Annotated in this window: 16 protein-coding genes; 8 read left to right on the forward strand and 8 right to left on the reverse strand. The window is 68.8% G+C overall.

Going from position 1 to position 22436, the window contains the following annotated elements; genetic code table 11:
- Position 1: 1 nt before the first annotated feature.
- The 5 genes from truB to rimP form a co-directional block, all read right to left on the reverse strand.
- Complete coding sequence (truB, locus tag C7444_RS04845) at positions 2–1024, reverse strand: tRNA pseudouridine(55) synthase TruB (protein ID WP_110399700.1); 1023 nt, start codon at positions 1022–1024, stop codon at positions 2–4.
- Between the two features lie 12 nt (positions 1025–1036).
- Positions 1037–1408: a 30S ribosome-binding factor RbfA gene (gene rbfA / locus C7444_RS04850; RefSeq protein ID WP_110399701.1), complete on the reverse strand. Its 372-nt coding sequence runs from the start codon at positions 1406–1408 to the stop codon at positions 1037–1039.
- Positions 1409–1492: 84 nt separating this feature from the next.
- The gene (gene infB, locus C7444_RS04855; protein ID WP_110399702.1) at positions 1493–4468 is read right to left on the reverse strand and encodes a translation initiation factor IF-2; all 2976 of its coding nucleotides are present in this window, start codon (positions 4466–4468) and stop codon (positions 1493–1495) included.
- Between the two features lie 50 nt (positions 4469–4518).
- Positions 4519–5997 (reverse strand): transcription termination factor NusA, encoded by a 1479-nt coding sequence (gene nusA / locus C7444_RS04860; RefSeq protein WP_110399703.1) that lies wholly within the window; start codon positions 5995–5997, stop codon positions 4519–4521.
- Positions 5994–6566 carry a ribosome maturation factor RimP gene (rimP, locus tag C7444_RS04865; RefSeq protein ID WP_110399704.1) on the reverse strand — a complete coding sequence of 191 codons (573 nt, stop codon included), beginning with the start codon at positions 6564–6566 and terminating at the stop codon, positions 5994–5996. Before rimP ends, nusA begins: the two co-directional genes overlap by 4 nt.
- Positions 6567–6965: 399 nt before the next feature.
- Between rimP and fabI the strand changes: the two genes are divergently transcribed.
- The 8 genes from fabI to C7444_RS04905 all read left to right on the forward strand — a co-directional run bounded on the left by fabI (position 6966) and on the right by C7444_RS04905 (position 15349).
- Positions 6966–7763, forward strand: coding sequence for an enoyl-ACP reductase FabI (gene fabI / locus C7444_RS04870; RefSeq protein WP_110399705.1), 798 nt, complete (start codon positions 6966–6968; stop codon positions 7761–7763).
- Between the two features lie 26 nt (positions 7764–7789).
- On the forward strand, positions 7790–8485 hold the full coding sequence (locus C7444_RS04875) for a response regulator transcription factor (RefSeq protein WP_110399706.1): 696 nt from the start codon (positions 7790–7792) through the stop codon (positions 8483–8485).
- Positions 8486–8507: 22 nt separating this feature from the next.
- On the forward strand, positions 8508–9953 hold the full coding sequence (locus C7444_RS04880) for a sensor histidine kinase (RefSeq protein ID WP_110399707.1): 1446 nt from the start codon (positions 8508–8510) through the stop codon (positions 9951–9953).
- Positions 9954–10066: 113 nt separating this feature from the next.
- Positions 10067–11332: an ABC transporter substrate-binding protein gene (locus tag C7444_RS04885; RefSeq protein WP_110399797.1), complete on the forward strand. Its 1266-nt coding sequence runs from the start codon at positions 10067–10069 to the stop codon at positions 11330–11332.
- A 67-nt stretch (positions 11333–11399) separates the two neighbouring features.
- Positions 11400–12284, forward strand: coding sequence for a carbohydrate ABC transporter permease (locus C7444_RS04890; RefSeq protein ID WP_110399708.1), 885 nt, complete (start codon positions 11400–11402; stop codon positions 12282–12284).
- Positions 12285–12303: 19 nt separating this feature from the next.
- A complete protein-coding gene (locus C7444_RS04895) occupies positions 12304–13152 on the forward strand; it encodes a carbohydrate ABC transporter permease (RefSeq protein ID WP_110399709.1) in 849 nt (282 codons plus the stop codon).
- 24 nt (positions 13153–13176) lie between these two features.
- Positions 13177–14247 (forward strand): ABC transporter ATP-binding protein, encoded by a 1071-nt coding sequence (locus tag C7444_RS04900; RefSeq protein ID WP_110399710.1) that lies wholly within the window; start codon positions 13177–13179, stop codon positions 14245–14247.
- A gap of 124 nt (positions 14248–14371) precedes the next feature.
- Positions 14372–15349, forward strand: a complete 978-nt coding sequence (locus tag C7444_RS04905; protein ID WP_110399711.1) for a glucokinase — start codon at positions 14372–14374, stop codon at positions 15347–15349.
- 42 nt (positions 15350–15391) lie between these two features.
- On the opposite strand, the gene ligA is transcribed toward C7444_RS04905, so the two are convergent.
- From ligA to smc, 3 genes are all read right to left on the reverse strand, one after another.
- Positions 15392–17593: an NAD-dependent DNA ligase LigA gene (ligA, locus tag C7444_RS04910; protein ID WP_170130632.1), complete on the reverse strand. Its 2202-nt coding sequence runs from the start codon at positions 17591–17593 to the stop codon at positions 15392–15394.
- A 5-nt stretch (positions 17594–17598) separates the two neighbouring features.
- Complete coding sequence (locus tag C7444_RS04915) at positions 17599–18729, reverse strand: cell division protein ZipA C-terminal FtsZ-binding domain-containing protein (RefSeq protein ID WP_110399712.1); 1131 nt, start codon at positions 18727–18729, stop codon at positions 17599–17601.
- A 105-nt stretch (positions 18730–18834) separates the two neighbouring features.
- Complete coding sequence (gene smc / locus C7444_RS04920) at positions 18835–22347, reverse strand: chromosome segregation protein SMC (RefSeq protein ID WP_110399713.1); 3513 nt, start codon at positions 22345–22347, stop codon at positions 18835–18837.
- Positions 22348–22436 lie beyond the last annotated feature (89 nt).

A 22436-nucleotide genomic window follows, 5' to 3' on the forward strand; every position in this document is an offset into this window, starting at 1 on the left:
CTCAGGCGGGCGCCATGGCCTGCACTTCCGGTGGACTGAGGAGGCGGTCGGCGATCAGCTCGCCGGCCTCGATGTGGGCACTGCCCAGAAAGGTGCGCTCATCCGGGCCATACACGCGCACATGTGCGGCATCGGGCAACGAGACAAGACGGCGCATGCCGGACAGGAAACGCGCGGCCTCGTCGGCGCGCAGGGACACGGTGGGCCAGTCGGCCAGCAGCACGTCGACCGGCAGCAGCAGCGCGGCACGCTGCTCCTCGCTCATGGCCTCGAGGGCCGCGAGCGTGGTCGAGCCGGCCAGCGTCAGCGGGCCGCTGCAGATGCGCCGCAGCGCCGACAGGTGGGCGCCACAGCCGAGCGCCTGGCCGATGTCATCGGCCAGGGTGCGGATGTAGGTTCCCTTGCTGCAGTGCACGTCGATCACCAGGCGCTCATCCTGCCAGGAGACGATGTCGATCGTGTGCAGGGTGACGCGGCGGGCGACCCGTTCGATGGTCTGGCCGGCACGGGCGTACTCGTAGAGCGCCTTGCCCTGGTGCTTCAGGGCCGAATGCATCGGCGGCATCTGGTCGATCGGGCCGGTGTAGGCCGCGCAGACCCGCTCGATGTCGGCCCGGGTGCAGGTGACCGGACGCTCTTCGGTGACCGGGGTCTCCGCATCGGCGCTGGCCGTGCGCTGGCCCAGCCGCAGCGTCGCGCGATAACCCTTGTCGGCCTCCAGGCTGACCTGGGAAAACTTGGTCGCCGCGCCGAAGCACAGCGGCAGCAGGCCGGTGGCGAGCGGGTCGAGCGTGCCGGTGTGACCGGCCTTCTCGGCGCGCAGCAGCCACTTGGCCTTCTGCAGCGCATCGTTGCTGGACAGCCCGATCGGCTTGTCCAGCAGCAGCACCCCGTGCAGCGCACGGCGCACGATGCGCACGCGCGGCGCACGCGCCTCGCCGCGGCGAGCGCTGCGGGGCGTGTCCTGGGCGGTCGGCTCCGTGTCGGTCACGACAGGGGCGCCGGAAAGCTCGACTAGGCTCATGGATGAATGCGGCTATTCGTCGGAATCGAGCGCACGCGTGGCGTTGGCCCGGGAGATCAGCGCGGAGAGTTCCAGCGCCTTTTCGGTGGTCTTGTCGAAGCGGAAATGCAGCGTCGGCACGGTGTGGATCTGCAGGCGCTTGAACAGGCTGTTGCGCAGGAAACCCGCGGCCTCGTTCAGTCCGATCTCGCACTCGACCGGCTCGCCGACCAGCACCGAGAAGTGGATCGTGGCGTGGGCGTAGTCGGGCGTGACGTTGACGGAATTGAGCGTGACCATGCCCACGCGCGGATCCTTCAGCTCACGGATGAGCTCGGCCACGTCGCGCTGGATCTGATCGGCGACGCGGAACTGGCGGTTCGGCGTGGAACGCTTGTGTCGCATGGATGACCTCGAACAAACAAAGTGGCCCCGACACGGGTCGGGGCCAGCGCAAACCGGTGCGGCCGAGGCCGCACCCGACTCGCATCACAGGGTGCGAGCCACTTCCTTGATCTCGAAGAACTCCAGCTGGTCGCCTTCGGCGATGTCGGTGTAGTTCTTGAGCTTGATGCCGCACTCGAAGCCTTCCTTGACTTCCTTGACATCGTCCTTGAGTCGGCGGATCGAATCGACTTCGCCGGTGTAGATGACGATGTTCTCGCGCAGCAGGCGGAACTTGCAGTTGCGGCGCACCAGACCCGAGGTGACCATCGAGCCGGCGATGGTGCCGATCTTGGTCGCCACGAACACGGTGCGGATCTCCGCGGTGCCCAGGGCCTCTTCGCGCTGCTCCGGAGCCAGCATGCCCGACATCGCCAGACGGATCTCGTCGACCGCGTCGTAGATGATGTTGTAGTAGCGCAGGTCGACACCGTTGTGCTCGGCCAGCTTGCGCGCGCCGGCATCGGCACGCGTGTTGAAGCCGATGATGACCGCCTTCGAAGCCAGCGCCAGGTTGACGTCGGATTCGCTGATGCCACCCACCGCGGCGTGCACGATCTGCACCTTGACCTCGTCGGTCGACAGCTTGAGCAGCGAGGTCGCGAGCGCTTCCTGCGAACCCTGCACGTCGGCCTTGATGATCAGCGGCAGCGTCTGGGCAGCGCCCTGGCCCATGCCCTCGAAGATGTTCTCGAGGTTGGCGGCCTGGCGCTTGTTCAGCGTCACTTCGCGGTACTTGCCCTGACGGAAGGTGGCGATCTCGCGGGCACGACGCTCGTCGGACAGCACCATGAACTCGTCGCCGGCCGAAGGCACCTCGGTGAGGCCCTGGATCTCGACCGGGATGGACGGTCCGGCTTCCTGGCAAGGCTTGCCGTTCTCGTCGAGCATGGCGCGCACGCGGCCGTAGCTCTGGCCCGCCAGCACGGCGTCGCCGCGCTTGAGGGTGCCGGACTGGATCAGCACGGTGGCCACCGGGCCGCGGCCCTTGTCCAGGCGCGCTTCGATCACCAGGCCCTTGGCCAGCGCGACCACCGGAGCCTTCAGCTCCAGCACTTCGGCCTGCAGCAGCACCTGTTCCAGCAGCTCGTCGATGCCCTGGCCGGTCTTGGCCGACACCAGGCAGAACGGCGACTCACCACCGAACTCTTCCGGGATCACGCCTTCGGCGACCAGCTCGCTCTTGACGCGCTCGAGGTTCGAATCGGGCTTGTCGATCTTGTTGATCGCCACCACGATCGGCACGCCGGCCGCCTTGGCGTGGTGGATGGCTTCCTTGGTCTGCGGCATCACGCCGTCGTCGGCGGCCACCACCAGGATGACGATGTCGGTCGCCTTCGCACCACGGGCACGCATGGCGGTGAACGCCTCGTGGCCCGGGGTGTCGAGGAAAGTGATCACGCCACGCTCGGTCTCCACATGGTAGGCACCGATGTGCTGCGTGATGCCGCCGGCTTCGCCCGCGGCCACGCGGGCCGTGCGCACGTAGTCCAGCAGCGAGGTCTTGCCGTGGTCGACGTGACCCATGACGGTGACGACCGGGGGACGAGCCACCGACTCGCCAGCGGTCTCGGCATGTTCTTCCTCGAGGAAGGCGTCCGGATCGTCCAGCTTGGCCGGGAAGGCCTTGTGACCCATCTCTTCCACGAGGATCATCGCGGTTTCCTGGTCCAGCTGCTGGTTGATGGTGACCATCTGACCCAGCTTCATCAACTGCTTGATGACTTCCGAACCCTTGACCGACATCTTGTGGGCCAGATCGGCCACCGAGATGGTCTCGGGAACGTGGACTTCGTAGATCTGGGCCTCGACGGGCGCGACGAAGGTCGACGCGCTCTCGCCACGCGAGTCGCCACGGCGACCACCACGGCCACCCGGCGACTTCCAGCCACCACGGCCGGCATCCGGACGACCCTTGGTGGCGGCGGCGCGCTTCTTGGCGGCGTCATCGGCCCAGCTGGACGACAGCTTCTCGGACTTGACGGCCTTCTTGTCACCCGGCTTGGCCGCGGTGGTGGCGGCAGGCGCCGCACCCGGCGTGCCCGGCTTCGGACGATGGATCGTGCCCTTGATGCCGTCCTTGCCGGCCTGAGCACCCGCAGCGGCGGCGGGGGCCACCGGCTTGGGTTCTTCAGGCTTCTTGGCGATCATCACCTTGCTCTTGCGCGCCATCATGTCGCGGATGGCGGCGGCTTCCGCCTCGGCGGCCTTGCGGCGGCGCTCGAGGTCGCTCTGACGCTGCGCATCGGTGGCCGCCGCATCGGCGGCCTTCACCACACGTACGGCCGCACCGGTGCCGGCGGGACCGCCTGCGGTACTGACGATGCCGGGCGTGGCCGGGCGAGCGGCTGCCGTCGGAGTCGGGGCCGCGCTGCGCGGGGGAACGGCCACGGGGGTGGCCGGAGCGGCTGCTGCCGGTTTCTGTTGTTGTTGAGCGGTGACCACTGCTGCTGCTGCAAGAGCTTCCTGTTCGCGGACTGCTGCGGCTTGCGCTTCGGCGGCCGCACGGGCAGCCGCTTCGCGAGCGACACGTTCGGCTTCTTCGCGGGCGCGGGCTTCACGGGCCTGCTGTTCCTGCTCTTCAGCCACGCGGCGCCGTTCGGCAGCAGCTTCTTCTTCAAGGCGCAGCGCTTGCGCCTCACGTTCGGCTTCTTCCTCGCGCCGCTGGAGCTCGAGGTCCTCGGCGTCGGTTTCAGCCACTTCGGCGCCACCGGCGGCCCCATCACGCTTGACGAAGACACGCTTCTTGCGGACCTCGACCTGGATGGTGCGGGCCTTGCCCGAGGCGTCAGCCTGTTTGATCTCGCTGGTCGATTTTTTCGTCAGCGTGATCTTCTTGCGGTCGGCACTGGTGGTGCCGTGCGCATTGCGCAGGTAGGCGAGCAGGCGTTCCTTGTCGGTCTCGGTGAGCGCGTCACCGGCCGAAGCCTTGTTCACACCTGCGTGTTGGAGTTGCTCGAGCAGTGTCGATGCCGGGCGATTGAGCTCGGCAGCGAACTGAGCAACGGTGGTCACAGCCATGTCGATGATTCCTTGAGACGTGCGTGCAGTGTCGTCGGGCGAGTGCGGTGTCAGACAGCGAACCAGTGTTCGCGCGCTTTCATGATCAGTGCCTTGGCATTCGCCTCGTCGACACCCGTCATCTCGGTCAGTTCGTCCACCGCCAGGTCCGCGAGGTCATCGCGGGTATGGACGCCACCTTCCGCCAGCGCCGCGATCAGTTCGGGCGTCAGGCCCTCCAGATCACGCAGGTCCTGAGAGACTTCTTCCGCCTCTTCTTCCTTGGCGATTTCCATCGTCAGGAGGACGTCCTTGGCACGATTGCGCAATTCTTGCACCGTCTCCTCATCGAAGGCGTCGATCTCCAGAATTTCCTGAAGCGGCACATAGGCCAGCTCTTCCAGACTGGCGAAACCTTCGGCGATCAGGATGTTGGCGACTTCCTCGTCCACGTCGAGCTTCTCGACGAAGAGCTTGCGGATGCCGTCGGACTCCTGAGCCTCCTTGGCGGCCGACTCCTCGGCCGTCATGATGTTGATGCGCCAGCCCGTGAGGTCCGAGGCCAGGCGCACGTTCTGCCCGCCACGTCCGATGGCGATCGCGAGGTTCTCCTCGTCGACCACCACGTCCATCGCGTGCTTCTCTTCGTCGACCACGATCGACTGGACATTGGCCGGCGCCAGGGCGCCGATCACGAACTGGGCCGGATCCTCCGACCACAGCACGATGTCCACCCGCTCGCCGGCGAGTTCATTGGTGACCGCGTTGACACGCGAGCCACGCACCCCGACGCAGGTGCCGATGGGGTCGACCCGCTTGTCGTAGGAGACCACGGCGATCTTGGCGCGCGAACCCGGATCCCGGGCGCAGGTCTTGATCTCCAGCAGGCCCTGCTCGATCTCGGGCACTTCCTGGCGGAAGAGCTCGATCATGAACGACGGCGCGGAGCGCGACAGCAGGATCTGGGGGCCGCGCAGGGTCGAGTCGATCTCGACCATCATGGCCCGCACCCGGTCGCCGCTGCGCAGGTTTTCCTTGGGGATCAGCTCGCTGCGACGCAGACGACCCTCGACCCGGCCACTCTCGATGATCAGGTCACCCTTGTCCAGGCGCTTGACCGTGCCGTTGAAGATCTTCTCGCCGCGCGACAGGAAGTCGTTGAGCAGCTGCTCGCGCTCGGCGTCACGGATCTTCTGCAGGATCACCTGCTTGGCCGCCTGGGCACCGATGCGACCGATCGGCACCGACTCCACCGGCTCCTCGAGGTAGTCGCCCACCTCGATGTCGTCGATCTGTTCCTTGGCTTCGAAGTGCAGGATCTCCGCCTCGGCTTCCTGCAGACCGGCCTCGTCCGGCACGACGTGCCAGCGGCGGAAGGTCTCGTACACGCCGGTGTCGCGGTCGATGGCGACACGGATGTCGACTTCGCCTTCGTACAGCTTCTTGGTGGCCGAGGCCAGCGCCAGTTCGACGGCGCCGAACACCACGTCACGCTCGACGTTCTTCTCACGCGAAATCGCGTCCACCAGCATCAACAGTTCGCGGTTCATTCTTCGTGACCTCCGGATTCCTGAGTCTTGTCGGCCGCGTCTTCCCCGGCGTTCTTGCGTTTCTTCTTGAAGTCCACCAAGGGCACCAGACGGGCCTCACGGATCTCCTCGATCGTGAAGCCGAGCACCTTGTCTTCCTTGCCGTCCTGGAACACCAGCTCGAAGGAATCGGCCTGCGGCGCCGCCTCGCTGTCGGCGGCCGGCTCGGCCAGGCGCAGCAGTCCGCGGTATTTCTTGCGTCCCTGGAAGACGACCTTGAGCGTCAGGTCGATCTCGGAGCCGGCGAAGCGGCGGAAATCCGCCGCCTTGCGCAGGGGTCGATCCAGACCCGGCGAGGACACCTCGAGCCGGCCGTAATCGACGTTGGCCACTTCCAGCACCAGTTGCAGCTGGCGCGTCACCAGTTCGCAGTCGTCGACGGTGATGAACTCGCCGGGACCGCTGGGATAGACCCTCTCAGGCACCCGATCGATGAAAACGCCGAGCAAGCCACCCGGACTGCGCCCGCAATCGACGAGCTCGTAGCCCATCCCGGTCACTGTCTTCTCAACGGCTTGCTGCCAACTCATCGATGCGATTTTCCTGTTCAGTTCAAGACCATTCAGCCGCGCCATCAACAACAACGGCAGCCCAGGCGAGCGCCCGACGCGCACTCCACCCACAGATGGAGCACCGCATCAGGCACAGAAGCCGGCTGCCGCACTTGATATTCTGACCTCACCACCCGCGATTTCCAGCCTTCAAAGCCGGGTCACGAGCATGAAGCAAAAAAGTGAATGAAACGTTTATTCACTTGAAGCGACTTAGCGAATTCGAGATTATCACCCAGAAAGCAGTCTGCAGCAAGGGGCGACTCGACCCGGCCCACCGGACCCGCCTGGCAGGCGGGGCTGCACGAGGGGTGGACGGAACCCGGGCGGCGCGTGAGACAATCCACGACTTCCTCAGTTCCCCGAACCGGAGACTTCATGGGTTTTCTCGCCGGCAAACGCCTTCTGATCACCGGCCTGCTTTCGAATCGTTCGATCGCATATGGCATTGCCCGCGCCTGCAAGCGCGAGGGCGCCGAGCTCGCCTTCAGCTATGTGGGCGAACGCTTCAAGGACCGCATCACCGATTTTGCTGCCGAGTTCGACTCCAGCCTGGTCTTCGACTGTGACGTCGGTGACGACGCCCAGATCGAGCGCCTGTTCAGTGACCTCGGCCAGGTCTGGACCGACGGCTTCGACGGCTTCGTGCACTCGATCGGCTTCGCCCCGCGCGAGGCGATCGCCGGTGACTTCCTCGACGGCCTGAGCCGCGAGTCCTTCCGCATCGCCCACGACATCTCGGCCTACAGCTTCCCGGCACTGGCCAAGGCCGCCCTGCCGCAGCTGCGCAGCAATGCCTCGCTGCTGACGCTGAGCTACCTGGGCGCCATGCGCTTCGTGCCGAACTACAACACGATGGGCCTGGCCAAGGCCTCGCTCGAGGCCAGCGTGCGTTATCTCGCCGCCAACCTCGGCCCGCGCGGCATCCGCGTCAACGGCATCTCGGCCGGCCCGATCCGCACGCTGGCGGCCAGCGGCATCAAGGACTTCGGCAAGCTGCTCAACCTGTTCGCGCAGAACGCGCCGCTGCGCCGCACGGTCACCATCGAGGACGTTGGCAACGTGGCCGCGTTCCTGCTGTCGGACCTGGCCGCGGGCATGACCTCGGAGATCACCTACGTCGACGGCGGCTTCAGCCACGTGATGGTGGGTCAGACCCCGGGCGAGTCGGACTGAGCTCGAGGGCCATGACGCCACCAGTCATGCGCGCCCTGCTCGCCGAGGACGATGCGCTGCTGGCCGACGCGCTGTCGGCCAATCTGCAGTCGGCGGGCTTCGAGGTCGAGGTGGCCACCAACGGGGCGGTGGCCGAATACCTGCTGACCCGCCAGCCCTTCGATGTCGGCATCATCGACCTGGGCCTGCCGCTGGTCGACGGCCTGTCCGTCATCCAGCGGGTCCGCGCGGCCCAGCAGACCCTTCCGCTGCTGATCCTGACGGCACTGGACGGCCTGGAGAACCGGGTCGCCGGCCTGAACGCGGGGGCCGACGACTACCTGACCAAGCCCTTCGACTTCCCGGAGCTCGAAGCCCGCATCCGGGCGGTGCTGCGCCGCACCCACGGACCGGGCGGCACGACCGCCAGCGCCTCGATGGCGGCAGCGATGACCGTGGGCCAGTTGCAGTTCGACCGCGACACCCGCCGCGCCACCGTGGCGGGCCAGCCCGTCGACCTGTCGCCCCGCGAGTGGCTGCTGCTCGACCTGCTGCTGACCCAGCGCCGCAAGGTCATCACCAAGGAGCAGATCGCCCAGGCCTGGTCGACCGAGGTCTCCGAGAGTGGCGGCCCCAGCTCGCTGGAGGTCTACATCCACCGCCTGAGGCGCAAGCTCGAGGGCTCCGGCGTGGGCATCCGCACCGTGCGCGGCCTGGGCTACCTGCTCGAGTCGCAGGACTGAGCGCACGTCGGCACCGGCTCGCATGGACCGCGCCATCGTCAGCGGCGGATCGCTGCGCCGCCAGCTGCTGACCTGGCTGCTGCTGCCCCAGCTCGTGCTGTGGTTCGCGGCGGCCACGGTCAGCTACAACGTCGCGCTGAGCTACGCCCACCAGGCCAATGACCGCAGCCTCTACATGCTGGCCCGGGCGCTGGCCCGGCAGGTCAAGCCCATCGGCAGCGGCCTGCTGATCGACTTTCCGCGCGCGGCCCAGGACATCATCGAGACCGATCCGGACGATCAGGTCTACTACACCGTCAGCTCCCCGCCGGGGCAGTTCATCCTCGGCAACCACAAGCTCTCCGGCCCGCCCGCCGGCTCGCCGCTGCGCGATGACCGGCCCACCTTCTACGACGGCGCCGTCATCGCCCGCGATGGCGTGTCGATCCCGGTCCGCGTGGGCGCGATCGCGCTGGCCTGGGGCGAGGCCGGCAACCAGCAGACCATGATGGTGCAGGTCGCCAAGAGCCGCATCAGCCGCGAGGCCCTGGCCTCGGGCATCCTGCTCGACACGGTGCTGCCGCTGTCGGTGCTGATGCTGATGATGTCGGCGCTGGTCTGGGCGGGGGTGCGCAACGGTCTGGCGCCGCTGACCCGGCTGCGCGATGCGGTCGGCGGGCGAGCGCCCAACAACCTCGCTCCCATCGAGCTCAAGGCCGCGCCGGAGGAGGTCCGTGACCTGGCCGTGGCCCTCAACAGCCTGCTGCTGTCGGTGCACGAGAACGTCGTGGTGCAGCGGCGTTTCATCAGCGACGCCGCCCACCAGCTGCGCACCCCGCTGGCCGGCCTGAAAGGCCAGACCGAACTGGCGCTGAAGGAGGCCGGCGACCCGCTGCTGCGCGCCCGGCTGGAGCGGGTCAACGAAAGCGCGACCCGCAGCGTGCACCTGGTCACCCAGCTGCTCACGCTGGCGCGGGCCGAACCCGAGTCGGTCTCGGCGGTCGGGCGCAGCTGCTTCGACCTGCGCCGCATGGTGCACGAGCTGACCGCCGAACTGGTGCCGCGTGCGCTCGGCCAGGGCGTGGACCTGGGACTGGACGAGGCCGACGGCGACGACGAGACTGCCCTGCCCGTCGAAGGCCAGGCGCTGCTGATCCGCGAGGCGGTCATCAACCTGATCGACAACGCCATCCGCTACGCCGGGCGCCACAGCGAGGTGACGGTGCGGGTGCATGCCGGCGGCCCCGGCCTGGCCGTCGTCGAGGTCGACGACAACGGGCCGGGCCTGCCCGCCGAGCTGCACGAGCGGGTGTTCGAGCGCTTCTTCCGCGCCACGCACGACAGCAGCGGCTGCGGCCTGGGGCTGGCCATCGTGCGCGAGATCGTCGAGCGCCACCGCGGTCGCACCGAGCTGGAGAGCCTGAAACCGCGCGGACTGCGCGCGCGCATCGTGCTGCCGCTGTCGAGCCGGCCGGCGGCCACCCCTTGACCCGGGGGATTGGGGATTTCACCTATCGTTAAGCTATTAATGCATCGTTAATCTTCGGTCACCGTCACCAACAGAGGTGGCGACTTCACCACAACGGAGACCCGATGAACACGATGCAAAAAGCCCCTGCCGCACGCTTTGCCCGCCACCTGATCGCCGCTGCCGCCCTGGTCGGCTTCGCAGGCCTGAGCGTTGCCGGTGAAGTCGAGGTGCTGCACTGGTGGACGGCCGGCGGCGAAGCCAAGGCCGCCAGCGCCCTGAAGGCCACGCTGCAGGCCAAGGGCCACACGTGGAAGGACTTTGCCGTGGCCGGCGGTGGCGGTGACTCGGCCATGACCGTGCTGAAGTCGCGCGTGGTCTCGGGCAACGCCCCGGCCGCCGCCCAGATCAAGGGCCCGTCGCTGCAGGAATGGGCGGCCGAGGGCGTGCTGGCCAACATCGACGACGTGGCCAAGGCCGAGAAGTGGGACAGCCTGCTGCCGCCGGTGGTCGCCAACGTCATGAAGTACAAGGGCAACTACGTCGCCGTGCCGGTCAACGTGCACCGCGTGAACTGGCTGTGGGCCAACCCGGAGGCCTTCAAGAAGGCCGGCGCCAAGGTGCCGGCGACGTGGGACGAGTTCTTTGCCGCCGCCGAGAAGCTGAAGGCCGCGGGCATCATCCCGATCGCCCACGGTGGCCAGAACTGGCAGGACTTCACCACGTTCGAGGCGGTCGCGCTGGGCGTGGGCGGCACCGAGTTCTACAAGAAGGCGCTGGTGCAGCTGGACCAGGGCACGCTCAAGAGCCCGACGATGGAAAAGGTCCTGACCACCTTCAAGAAGGTCAAGGACTACACCGACAAGAACGCCCCGGGCCGCGACTGGAACCTGGCCACCGCGATGGTGATCAAGGGCGAGGCCGGCATGCAGATCATGGGTGACTGGGCCAAGGGCGAGTTCATCGCCGCCGGCAAGGTCCCGGGCAAGGACTTCACCTGCGCCGCCGCTCCGGGCACGGCCAAGGCCTTCACCTTCAACGTCGACTCGTTCGCGATGTTCAAGGTCAAGGGCGATGACAAGGTCAAGGCCCAGAAGGACCTGGCCGCGGCCATCATGTCGCCGGACTTCCAGGAAGTGTTCAACCTGAACAAGGGCTCGATCCCGGTGCGCCTGAACATGAAGATGGACAAGTTCGACGACTGCGCCAAGCTGAGCTCGAACGACTTCGTCGCCACCGCCAAGAGCGGCTCGCTGGTGCCGTCGATCGCCCACGGCATGGCGGTGTCCTCGTCGGCCGAAGGCGCGATCAAGGATGTGGTCAGCCAGTTCTGGAACAGCGACAAGATGAGCGCTGCCGATGCGATGAACAAGATCGCCGCCGCCGCCAAGATGAAGTAAGGCGCTTGCGCACCACAGCCCCCTGGCCACGCGCGCGGGGGGCTTTTTTTTGAGAAACCGACCGCCCATGGCCACCTCCCCCACTGCTCGCAGACTGGACCACTGGCTGCCACGCCTCGTGCTGGCGCCCAGTTTCCTGATCTCGTTCCTCTTCATCTACGGCCTGATCGCCTGGAACGGCTACCTGTCGGTCTCGGCCTCGCGCCTGCTGCCGAACTACGAGTTCGTCGGACTGGCCCAGTACGAGATCCTCTTCGAGAGCGAGCGCTGGATGGTGGCGCTGAAGAACCTGGGCATCTTCAGCGTGCTGTTCATCGGCGTGGGCATGGCCGTGGGCCTGCTGCTGGCCATCCTGCTGGACCAGAAGATCCGGGCCGAAGGGGTGCTGCGCACGATCTACCTCTACCCGATGGCGCTGAGCTTCATCGTCACCGGCACGGCCTGGAAGTGGATCCTCAACCCGGGCCTGGGCATCGAGCACGTGGTGCAGTCCTGGGGCTTCGAGAGCTTCACCTTCGGCTGGCTGGTCGACCCGGACCTGGCGATCTACACCGTGGTCATCGCCGGGGTCTGGCAGAGCGCGGGCTTCGTGATGGCGCTGTTCCTGGCCGGCCTGCGCGGCATCGACGAGTCCATCATCAAGGCCGCCCAGGTCGATGGCGCGAGCCTGCCGCGCATCTACTGGCGCATCCTGATCCCCAGCCTGCGCCCGGTGTTCTTCAGCACGCTGATGGTGCTGGCCCACATCGCGATCAAGAGCTTCGACCTCGTCATGGCGCTGACCGCCGGCGGCCCGGGCTACGCCACGGACGTGCCGGCCACGTTCATGTACTCGATGGCCTTCACCCGCGGCCAGATCGGCCTGGGCGCGGCCTCGGCCACCGTGATGCTGGCGACCATCGCCGCCATCGTCGTGCCCTACCTCTACAGCGAACTGCGCTCGCGCAAGTGATGCGGCACCCGAGAACGTCATGAAAACCCTGCACCGATTCATCATCTGGAGCCTGCTGCTCCTGTTCGCGGCCTTCTTCCTGCTGCCGCTCTACGTGATGCTGGCCACGTCGCTCAAGGACATGGCCGACATCCGCAACGGCAACCTGCTGTCGCTGCCCAGCGCGCTCAACTTCGACGCCTGGGGCAAGGCCTGGTCGACCTCGTGCACCGGCACCGACTGCAGCGGCCTGAAGCCCTACTTCTTCAACTCGCTGATCATGATCGTGCCGGCGGTGGCGATCTCGACCACGCTGGGCGCGCTCAACGGCTACGTGCTGACCAAGTGGCGCTTCAAGGGCAGCGAGCTGCTGTTCTCGCTGATGCTGTTCGGCGTGTTCATGCCGCTGCAGGTCGTGCTGCTGCCGATGTCGCAGGTGCTGGGCTGGATCGGCCTGTCGGACTCGGTCTGGGGCCTGGTCTGCGTGCACGTGCTGATGGGCCTGGCCTCGACCACGCTGTTCTTCCGCAACTACTACATCGGCCTGCCCGACGAGCTGATCAAGGCGGCGATGCTCGACGGTGCCGGCTTCTTCCGCATCTTCTGGCGCATCGTGCTGCCGCTGTCCACGCCCATCCTGGTCGTCACGCTGATCTGGCAGTTCACCAACATCTGGAACGACTTCCTGTTCGGCGTGGTGTTCTCGGGCGCCGACTCCAAGCCGATCACGGTGGGCCTGAACAACCTGGCCAACACCTCGAGTTCGGTCAAGGAATACAACGTCGACATGGCCGCCGCCATGATCGCGGCGCTGCCGACGCTCGCGGTCTACGTGCTGGCCGGCAAGTACTTCGTGCGCGGGCTGACCGCCGGCGCGGTCAAGGGTTAAGAGCAAGAGACTACAGAGGCCATCATGGGTGCACTCTCCATACGCAACGTCCGCAAGAGCTACGGCGACGTCAACATCCTCAAGGGCATCGACCTCGAGATCGACAAGGGCGAATTCCTGATCCTGGTCGGCCCGTCGGGCTGCGGCAAGTCGACGCTGCTGTCGATGATCGCCGGGCTGGACTCGCCCACCTCGGGCCACATCTTCCTGGGCGAGCGCGACATCACGCACGCCCTGCCCAAGGACCGGGACATCGCGATGGTGTTCCAGAGCTACGCGCTCTATCCGAACATGAGCGTGGCCGAGAACATCGCCTTCGCGCTGGAGATGCGCAAGGTGCCCAAGGCCGAGCGCGAGGCCGCCGTGGCGCGCGTGGCCAAGATGCTGCAGATCGAGCACCTGCTCAGCCGCAAGCCGGGCGCGCTGTCGGGCGGCCAGCGTCAGCGCGTGGCCATGGGCCGGGCGCTGGCGCGCGATCCGTCGCTGTTCCTGTTCGACGAGCCGCTGTCCAACCTCGACGCCAAGCTGCGCGTGGAGATGCGCGCCGAGATCAAGCTGCTGCACCAGCGCACGAAGACCACCACCGTCTACGTCACCCACGACCAGGTCGAGGCGATGACGCTGGGCGACCGCATCGCGGTGATGAAGGACGGCGTGGTGCTGCAGTTCGGCACGCCCGACGACATCTACGACCGCCCGGCCACCCGCTTCGTGGCCGAGTTCATCGGCTCGCCGGCGATGAACATGGTCGAGGCCCATCGCGACGCGCACAGCGTGGTCGCCCACGGCGTGACGCTGCCGCTGGACGCCTCGCACGGCGCGGCGCTGGCGGCCCGCGCCGGCACGCGCACGGTGACCTACGGCCTGCGCCCCGAGGCGATCTCGTTCGCCGACAGCGGCATGGGCGCCGAGATCACGATGCTCGAGCCGACCGGCCCGGAAACCTACGCCACGCTGGACACCGCCGTGGGCCCGCTGGTCGCGCGCGTGCCCGGCAAGGTCACGCAGCGGGTGGGCGACCGGCTGCACCTGGCCTGGAGCCCCACCCAGGTCCACCTGTTCGACGGCGAGAACCAGCAGCGCCTCGTCGCCTGAAACCCCCCTGATACCCGAGCAAGGCGCTAGGATGCCGCGGTGTGCGTGAAAACGCATGCGCTGCGCCCCTGGCGCCTTTTTTGCGTCGAGCGATCACACCGAGCTACTTTCTGCCTTCCCCTTCATGACAAACGGTATCCACGGCTCGCCCTATCCGCATCTGGTCGCCGACATCGGCGGCACCAACGCCCGTTTCGGCTGGATCGAACACGCTGGTGCGGAGATCGCCGACGTGATGGCGCTGCCCACGTCGGGCCATCCGACGCTGGCCGACGCCGCCCGCGACTACCTGGCCCGCACCGGCCACCACGGGGCCGCCTCGATGGCCATGGGCATCGCCAACCCGGTCACCGGGGACGAGGTGCGCATGACCAACCACCACTGGGCGTTCTCGATCAGCGCCCTGCAGGCCGAACTCGGCCTGCAGCGGCTGGTGGTGATCAACGATTTCACCGCGCTGGCGCTGTCGCTGCCCTCGCTGCAGGCCGGGCAGCTGCGCCAGGTCGGTGGTGGCAGCGCCCGCGCGAATGCGCCGATCGCGCTGCTGGGCCCGGGCACGGGCCTGGGCGTGTCGGGCCTGCTGCCCAGCGCCGGGCGCTGGGTGCCGCTGTCGGGCGAAGGGGGCCATGTGACGCTGTCGGCCGTCAACGCCCGCGAGGCCGCGCTGATCGACCAGCTGCGTCGCCGCTACGGCCACGCCTCGGCCGAACGTGCCCTCTCGGGGGCCGGTCTGGTGGCACTCTACGATGCGGTCTGCGCGCTCAACGGCCGGGCGCCGGACCCGATGCGCCCGGCCGACGTCAGCGACCGCGGCCTCAACGGCAGCGATCCGGCCTGCGTCGAGGCGCTGGAGCACTTCTGCGCCCTGCTCGGCTCGGTGGCCGGCAACCTCGCGCTGACGCTGGGCGCCCACGGCGGGGTCTACATCGGCGGGGGCATCGTGCCGCGCCTGGGGGCCTTCTTCGACCAGTCGCTGTTCCGCAAGCGTTTCGAGGCCAAGGGCCGTTTCCAGGACTACCTGGCCGCGATGCCGGTGCTGGTGATCAACGCCGAGGTCTCGCCCGCGCTGATGGGCGCGGCCCGCGCGCTCGAACAGGCCTGAGGCCGGGCCGCGCCGGGCCCGCGCGGATCCGGCGCGCGGCCTTCAGGCCGCGTCGTGCGCGGGCGGCTCCACGCCCGCATCCGGCGGGCCGGCCTCGGCAGGCCCGGCCAGCAAGGCCAGCAGGCCCGCCTCGTCGAGCACCGTCAGGCCCAGGTCGCGCGCCTTGTCGAGCTTGCTGCCGGCTTCCTCGCCGGCCACCACGAAGCGGGTCTTCTTCGAGACCGAGCCGCTGACCTTGCCACCCGCGGCCTCGATCAGTGCCTTGGCCTCGTCGCGGCCAAGGGTCGGCAGCGTGCCGGTCAGCACCAGGGTCATGCCCGACAGCGGCCTGGGCGTGTCGTCCTGCACCTGCCCGTCGTGCTCGGGCCAGTGGATGCCGGCCGCCCGCAGCTGCTCGACCACCTCGCGGTTGTGCGGCTGGTCGAAGAAGGTGCGCAGGCTCGTCGCGACGATGGGGCCGACGTCGCGCACCTCCAGCAACTGCTCGATGCTCGCGTCCATCAGCCGGTCGAGCGAGCCGAAATGGCGTGCCATCTCCTTGGCCGTGGCCTCTCCCACGTGGCGGATGCCCAGCGAGAACAGGAAACGCGCCAGCGTGGTCGACTTGCTCTTCTCGAGCGCGGCCACCAGGTTGAGCGCGCTGCGGTCGCCCATGCGCTCGAGCATCGACAGCTTGCCCAGCCCCAGCGTGTAGAGCTCGGGCAAGGTGCGGATCAGGCCGGCGTCCACCAGCTGGTCGACCAGCCGGTCGCCCAGGCCCTCGATGTCCATCATGCGGCGGCTGGCGTAGTGCAGGATGGCCTGCTTGCGCTGCGCGGGGCAGTAGAGCCCGCCCGAGCAGCGCCAGTCGACCTCGCCCTCCTCGCGGGTGATCGTGCTGCCGCAGACCGGGCAGCGGCCCGACAGGCGCCGGTAGAGGTCGAGCGGCTCGCCGACGTCGGCCGGGCGGCGGTCGAGCACCACGCCGACCACCTCGGGGATGACGTCACCGGCGCGGCGCACGATCACCGTGTCGCCCACGCGCACGTCCTTGCGGCGGGCCTCGTCCTCGTTGTGCAGCGTGGCGTTGCTGACCGTCGTGCCACCGACGAACACCGGCTCGAGCTTGGCCACCGGCGTGAGCTTGCCGGTGCGACCGACCTGGATGTCGATGCCCAGCAGGCGGGTCATCTGTTCCTGGGCCGGGTACTTGTGCGCCACCGCCCAGCGCGGCTCGCGGGTGACGAAGCCCAGCCGCTGCTGCAGCGCCAGGCTGTTGACCTTGTAGACCACGCCGTCGATGTCGAAGGGCAGCCGGTCACGCATCGCCCCGATGCGCTGGTGGAAAGCGACCAGCCCGCCCTCGCCCTGGGCGCCGTGCAGCACCGCGCGGTGTTCACACACCGGCAGGCCCAGGCGGGCCAGCAGGTCGAGCAGCTCGCCGTGCGTGGCGGGCAGGTTCAGGCCCTTGAGTTCCCCGACGCCGTAGGCGAAGAAGCTCAGCGGGCGCCGGGCGGCGATGGCCGGGTCGAGCTGGCGCACCGCCCCGGCGGCGGCGTTGCGCGGGTTGACGAAGGTCTTCTCGTTCTTCGTGCCGGCGGCGATCAGCGCCCGCTGGCGCTCGTTGAGGGCCTCGAAGTCGTCGCGGCGCATGTGGACCTCGCCGCGCACTTCCAGCACCTCGGCACGGGCCGCCGTCTCGTCGCCCTGCAGGCGCAGCGGGATCTGGCCGATGGTGCGGATGTTCTGCGTCACGTCCTCGCCGGTCTCGCCGTCACCGCGGGTGGTGGCCCGCACGAGCACGCCCTGCTCATAACGCAGGTTGATCGCCAGGCCGTCGAACTTGAGCTCGGCGGCATATTCGACCGGCGGCGCGTCCTCGCCGAGCTCGAGCTCGCGGCGCACGCGGGCGTCGAAGGCCGCCGCGCCGCTGGCCTCGGTGTCGGTCTCGGTGCGGATGCTGAGCATCGGCACCGCGTGGCGCACCGGGGTGAAGCCGTCGAGCACCTGGCCCATCACGCGCTGCGTGGGCGAATCGACGCAGCGCAGCTCGGGGTGGGCCGCCTCGAGCGCCTGCAGCTCGGCGAACAGCCGGTCGTATCCGGCATCCGGCAGCTCGGGGGCGTCGAGCACGTGGTAGCACCAGGCGTGGTGGTGCAGCAGCCCGCGCAGCTCGGCCGCCCGGGCGGCCGGTCCGTCGGCCGGGCCGGATGAAAAACGGCCCTGGTCAGGGGCCGCGAACAGATCGGAATCGGAAGGCATCATGGACGTCAGCTGAAGAGTCGCCTCGCCGCCGGGCTGCCGGCGGGCAGGCCCCGCTCGGCCAGCGAGGCATAAAGCGCGGACAGGTCCTCGGCGATGCGGGGGAAGGAGGTGTCCTGCAGCGCCCGGCCCTGGTCATCGAAGACCTGGGCATCGAGCGCGATCGACAGGGCCTGGCCGGCAGCGCACCAGGCGTTGAAGCCCTGCTCGCGCGAGGGCGTCTGGGGCACGTCGAACACCAGCGACATCTCGCTGATGCGGGCCTCGCGCGGATCGTCGGCCAGCGCGGCCTGGGCATCGAACTGCAGGGCCAGGATGGGCGGGGCGCCGTCCTGGGCCGACGGCAGCACCATGCGCCCGGCGGTGGCGCCGGCGATGAAGCCGTGGCGGGCGGCATGCTGCTGCACCCAGTTCAGCGGCCAGGGCGTGCGGGCGGTGTGCAGGCGCATCGCCAGCTGCGCATCGTGGTCGTTGGCGAAGGCATCGAGCTCGCGGGCGCGGGCCACCACGTCGAGCATGTCCGGGAAATCGGCGGTCGCGCCGACCGCGTCGGCAAAGGCCTGCACCTTCTGGACGAACTCGGAGTATTCGATCTCGTTGAGCGCGCCCAGCCGGTTGACCAGCTGCACGCCGGCCTGCAGCTCGGTGTACCAGGTCTCGGTGCCGGGGCACTCCCACTCGCCGGTGTCCCGGTTGCGGCCTTCGATCGCGTAGGGCTTGGCCCCGGCACGGCGGGTGGGCGGCAGGTGCGCGATGACGGTCTCGCCCGACACCGGCGCCTCCAGCGACAGGCGGGCCACGGCATCGATGCGGGCATCGATCGGCGGGGCGTGCACCTGCCAGCGGGGCGCGGCGGTGAACGGCACGGGCGCCGGCGCCATCTGCTCGGCGCTGAGCTCGGCGCTGAGCTCGGCGGGCCGCAGGCCCTCGTCCTCGACCGGCTCGGTGCTCTCGAACCGCGGCTCCTGCTGGGGGGCAGGTGCCATCGTCGCCATCGTCGGGGCCAGCGGGGGCGGGCTCGGCAGGGTGTCGGGCTGGAAGCCGCGGCGCCCCTTGCGCTGTTGCCAGGCACCGTGGGCGATGAAGGCAGCCAGCAGCAGCCCGCCCAGGACGGCCAGCCAGAGTTGCAGGGATTTCATGACTGCAGCTCCCTCGTCGCCGCCGGACCGGCGGGAGTGATCGGTATCAAGCCAGGATTGCTCACGCCGTCTTGCTCATTCGTTCTTGTTGCGCATGAATGGACATCATGCCTCAGCCATGGTCATGGCCGCCTCCATGTCGACGGCCACAATGCGCGAAACGCCCTGTTCCTGCATCGTCACGCCGATCAGCTGTTCCGCCATTTCCATGGCGATCTTGTTGTGCGAGATGAACAGGAACTGCGTGCCGCTGGACATCTTCTGCACCAGCCGGGCGTAACGCTCGGTGTTGGCGTCGTCCAGCGGTGCATCGACCTCGTCGAGCAGGCAGAACGGCGCCGGGTTCAGCAGGAAGATGGCGAACACCAGCGCGATCGCCGTCAGTGCCTTCTCGCCACCCGACAGCAGGTGGATGGTGCTGTTCTTCTTGCCCGGCGGCTGGGCCATGACCTGCACGCCGGCGTCGAGGATCTCGTCGCCGGTCATCACCAGCCGGGCCTGGCCGCCGCCGAACAGGCTCGGGAACATCTCGCCGAAACCCTCGTTGACCTGGTCGAAGGTGGCCTTCAGCAGGTCGCGGGTCTCCAGGTCGATCTTGCGGATCGCGTCCTCGAGCGTGGTCATCGCCCGGGTCAGGTCCTCGTTCTGCGCGTCGAGGAAACCCTTGCGCTCGCGGGCGGCCCCGAGTTCGTCGAGCGCGGCCAGGTTAACCGCCCCCAGCGCGGTGATCTCGCGGTTGATGCGGTCGATCTCCGTCTGCAGCCCGTGCAGGCGGACCTGGCCGGACTCGATGCCCCGGGCCAGCGCGGCCAGGTCGACGGCCGCGGCCAGCAGCTGCTCCATGTACTGGGCGCCGCCCAGCTGGGCGGCCTGCTCCTCGAGCTGCAGCCGGGTGATCTCGTCGCGCAGCGGCTGCAGGCTGCGCTCGTGACCCAGGCGCATCTCGTCGGCGCGGCGCAGCTGGATCGACAGCTCGTCGTAGCGGCTGCGCGTGCGGGCCAGCACCGCCTCGCGCTCGAGCCGCAGCGCAAGCGCTTCCTGCAGGCCGTCCTGCGTGGCCGCGTCGTCCAGGCGCGCCAGCTCCTCCTGGAGCTGCTCGGCAAAACGCTCGTTGCCCAGCAGCTGCTGCTGGGCGGTCTCGGTGGCCCGCTGCAGCTCGCCACGGCGTGCCAGCAGCGTGCGGGCGGCGAACTGGGCTTCCTGGGCCCGGCGCTCGAGGCTGCGCTGCTGCTCGCGCGCGTCGGCCAGGCGCCGCTCGGCCTCGATCACCTGGTCCTCCAGCGTGGCGTGGCGCTCCTGCTCCTCGGCCAGCGTGAGGTCGAGCTCCTCGAAGCGGGCCTCGCCGGTCAGGCGACGCTCCTCCAGCTCCTCGAGCTGGGCGTCGATCTCCTCCAGCTCGGCCGTCAGCTGGTCGCGCCTGAGCGTCACCTGCTCGGCCTGCTGCGCCAGGCGCAGCACCTCGACCTGCAGCTGGTGCGCCCGCGTCTGCGTCTCGCCGGCCTCGCGGCGGGCCAGCGTCAGGTGCTGGGCCGCTTCGGTGTAGGCGGCCTCGCTGCGCACCAGCGCGCTGCGCGCCTCGTCGGCCATCAGGGTCTGGGCACGCAGCTGCAGCGTCAGGTTCTCGATCTCATGGGCGCGCGCCAGCATGCCGGCCTGCTCGGAGTCCGGCGCGTGGAAGCTGACCGCATGCGCGCTGACCGCGTGGCCCGCGGGGGTCATGACCACCTCGCCATGCGCCAGACCGGCGCGCAGCGACAGCGCCTCGTCCAGCGTGGCCGCGGTGTAGACCCCCTCGAGCCAGTCGGCCAGCAGCGCCTTCAGGCCGGTGTCCTGCAGCCGCAGCAGGTCGACCAGGCCGGGCAAGGCCGGCGTGCGGGCGGCCGGTGCGCACGCCGGCGGGGTGTAGAAGGCCAGCTTGGCCGGCGGCGCATCGAGCTCGAAGGCCCGCACCGTGTCGATGCGGCCGACCGCCAGCGCGTTCAGGCGCTCGCGCAGCGCCGCCTCGAGGGCGGTCTCCCAGCCCGGCTCGACGTGCAGCCGGGTCCACAGGCCCTTCAGGTCGTCCAGGCCGTGGCGCGCCAGCCAGGGCTTGAGCTTGCCTTCGGTCTGGACCTTCTCCTGCAGCGCCCGCAGCGCCTCCAGCCGGGCCGACAGCTCGGCCTGGCGGGCCGACTCGCCGTTGACCTGCGCCTGCCGGGCACGCCGCTGCTCGTCGAGCTGCGGCACCTGCAGCGACAGCGCCTGCAGCTGCTCGTGGGCGGCCAGCTGCTGCACCTCGGCCTCGCTCATCTGGCTGCGCAGCAGGCTCAGGCGATCGTCGTCGGGGGCCGCCAGCTGGCGGCGCTCGGTGGCCAGGCGCTCGCGGCGCTGCTGCAGGTCGCGGCTGCGCTCGTCGAGGTTGCGCGACTGCGCGGCCAGCAGCTGGATCTGCTGCTGGATCTCCGCGGCCTGGGCCCGCTGGCGGGCGGCCGCCTGGCCACGGGTGCGCAGCAGATCCTCGGCCACCGGCAGCGCCATGGACTGCTCCTCGGCCTGCGCGGCCAGCACCTCGCTCTGCTCCTCGGCCACGAGGATCTGCTCGGCGATGTGCTCGAGCTCGGCGGCGGATTCGTCACGCTTGAGCGCCCACTGCTGGTTCTGCGCGGCCACCTCGGCCAGGCGCCGCTCGGCGCGCTGGCGGCCTTCGACCACGTGGCGGATGCGCTCCTCGAGCCGGCTGACGTCCATCGCCGCCTCGGCCAGCGCGCCCTGGGCCGCGTGCAGCTCGTCATTGGCCTCGTAGTGGGCCTGGCGCACCGACTCGAGCTCGGCCTCGACCTGACGCAGATCGGCCAGGCGGGCCTCGAGCGCCGTCGTGGCCTCGGCCACCGCCAGGCGCACCCGGTCCTGCTCGGTGGTGGCGTCGCGGTGCTTCAGGAACCACAGCTGCTGCAGCTTGAGCGTGCCGCTCTCCTGCAGACGGTGATAACGCGCCGCGACCTCCGCCTGCACCTCCAGGCGCTCGAGCTGGGCGTTGAGCTCGCGCAGGATGTCGTCGACCCGCACCAGGTTCTCGCGGGTGTCGCGCAGGCGCAGCTCGGTCTCGCGGCGCCGCTCCTTGTACTTGGAGACGCCCGCGGCCTCCTCCAGGAACAGGCGCAGCTCTTCCGGGCGGCTTTCGATGATGCGGCTGATCGTGCCCTGGCCGATGATGGCGTAGGCCCGCGGGCCCAGGCCGGTGCCCAGGAACACGTCCTGCACGTCGCGGCGGCGCACCGGCTGGTTGTTGATGAAGTAGCTGCTGGTGCCGTCGCGCGTGAGCACGCGCTTGACGGCGATCTCGCTGAACTGGTTCCACTGGCCGCCGGCGCGCGCGAGCGTGTTGTCGAAGATCAGCTCGACGCTGGAGCGGCTGGCCGGCTTGCGGTTGCCCGAGCCGTTGAAGATGACGTCCTGCATGGACTCGCCACGCAGCTCGCTGGCCTTGCTTTCACCCAGCACCCAGCGCACGGCATCCATGATGTTGGATTTGCCGCAGCCGTTGGGACCGACCACCCCGACCAGCTGGCCCGGCAGCTGGAAATGGGTCGGATCCGCGAAGGATTTGAAGCCCGACAGCTTGATCGAATTCAGTCGCATGAGACATGAACGGCGGCAATCACCGGCCGAAAGCCTGACGAGCGGCTTGAAGTGTGCGCGCCAAGCTGTTGAATAGAGTTGTTTTTATG

The sequence above is a fragment of the Sphaerotilus hippei genome (assembly GCF_003201595.1).
Taxonomy (GTDB): Bacteria; Pseudomonadota; Gammaproteobacteria; order Burkholderiales; family Burkholderiaceae_C; genus Sphaerotilus; species Sphaerotilus hippei.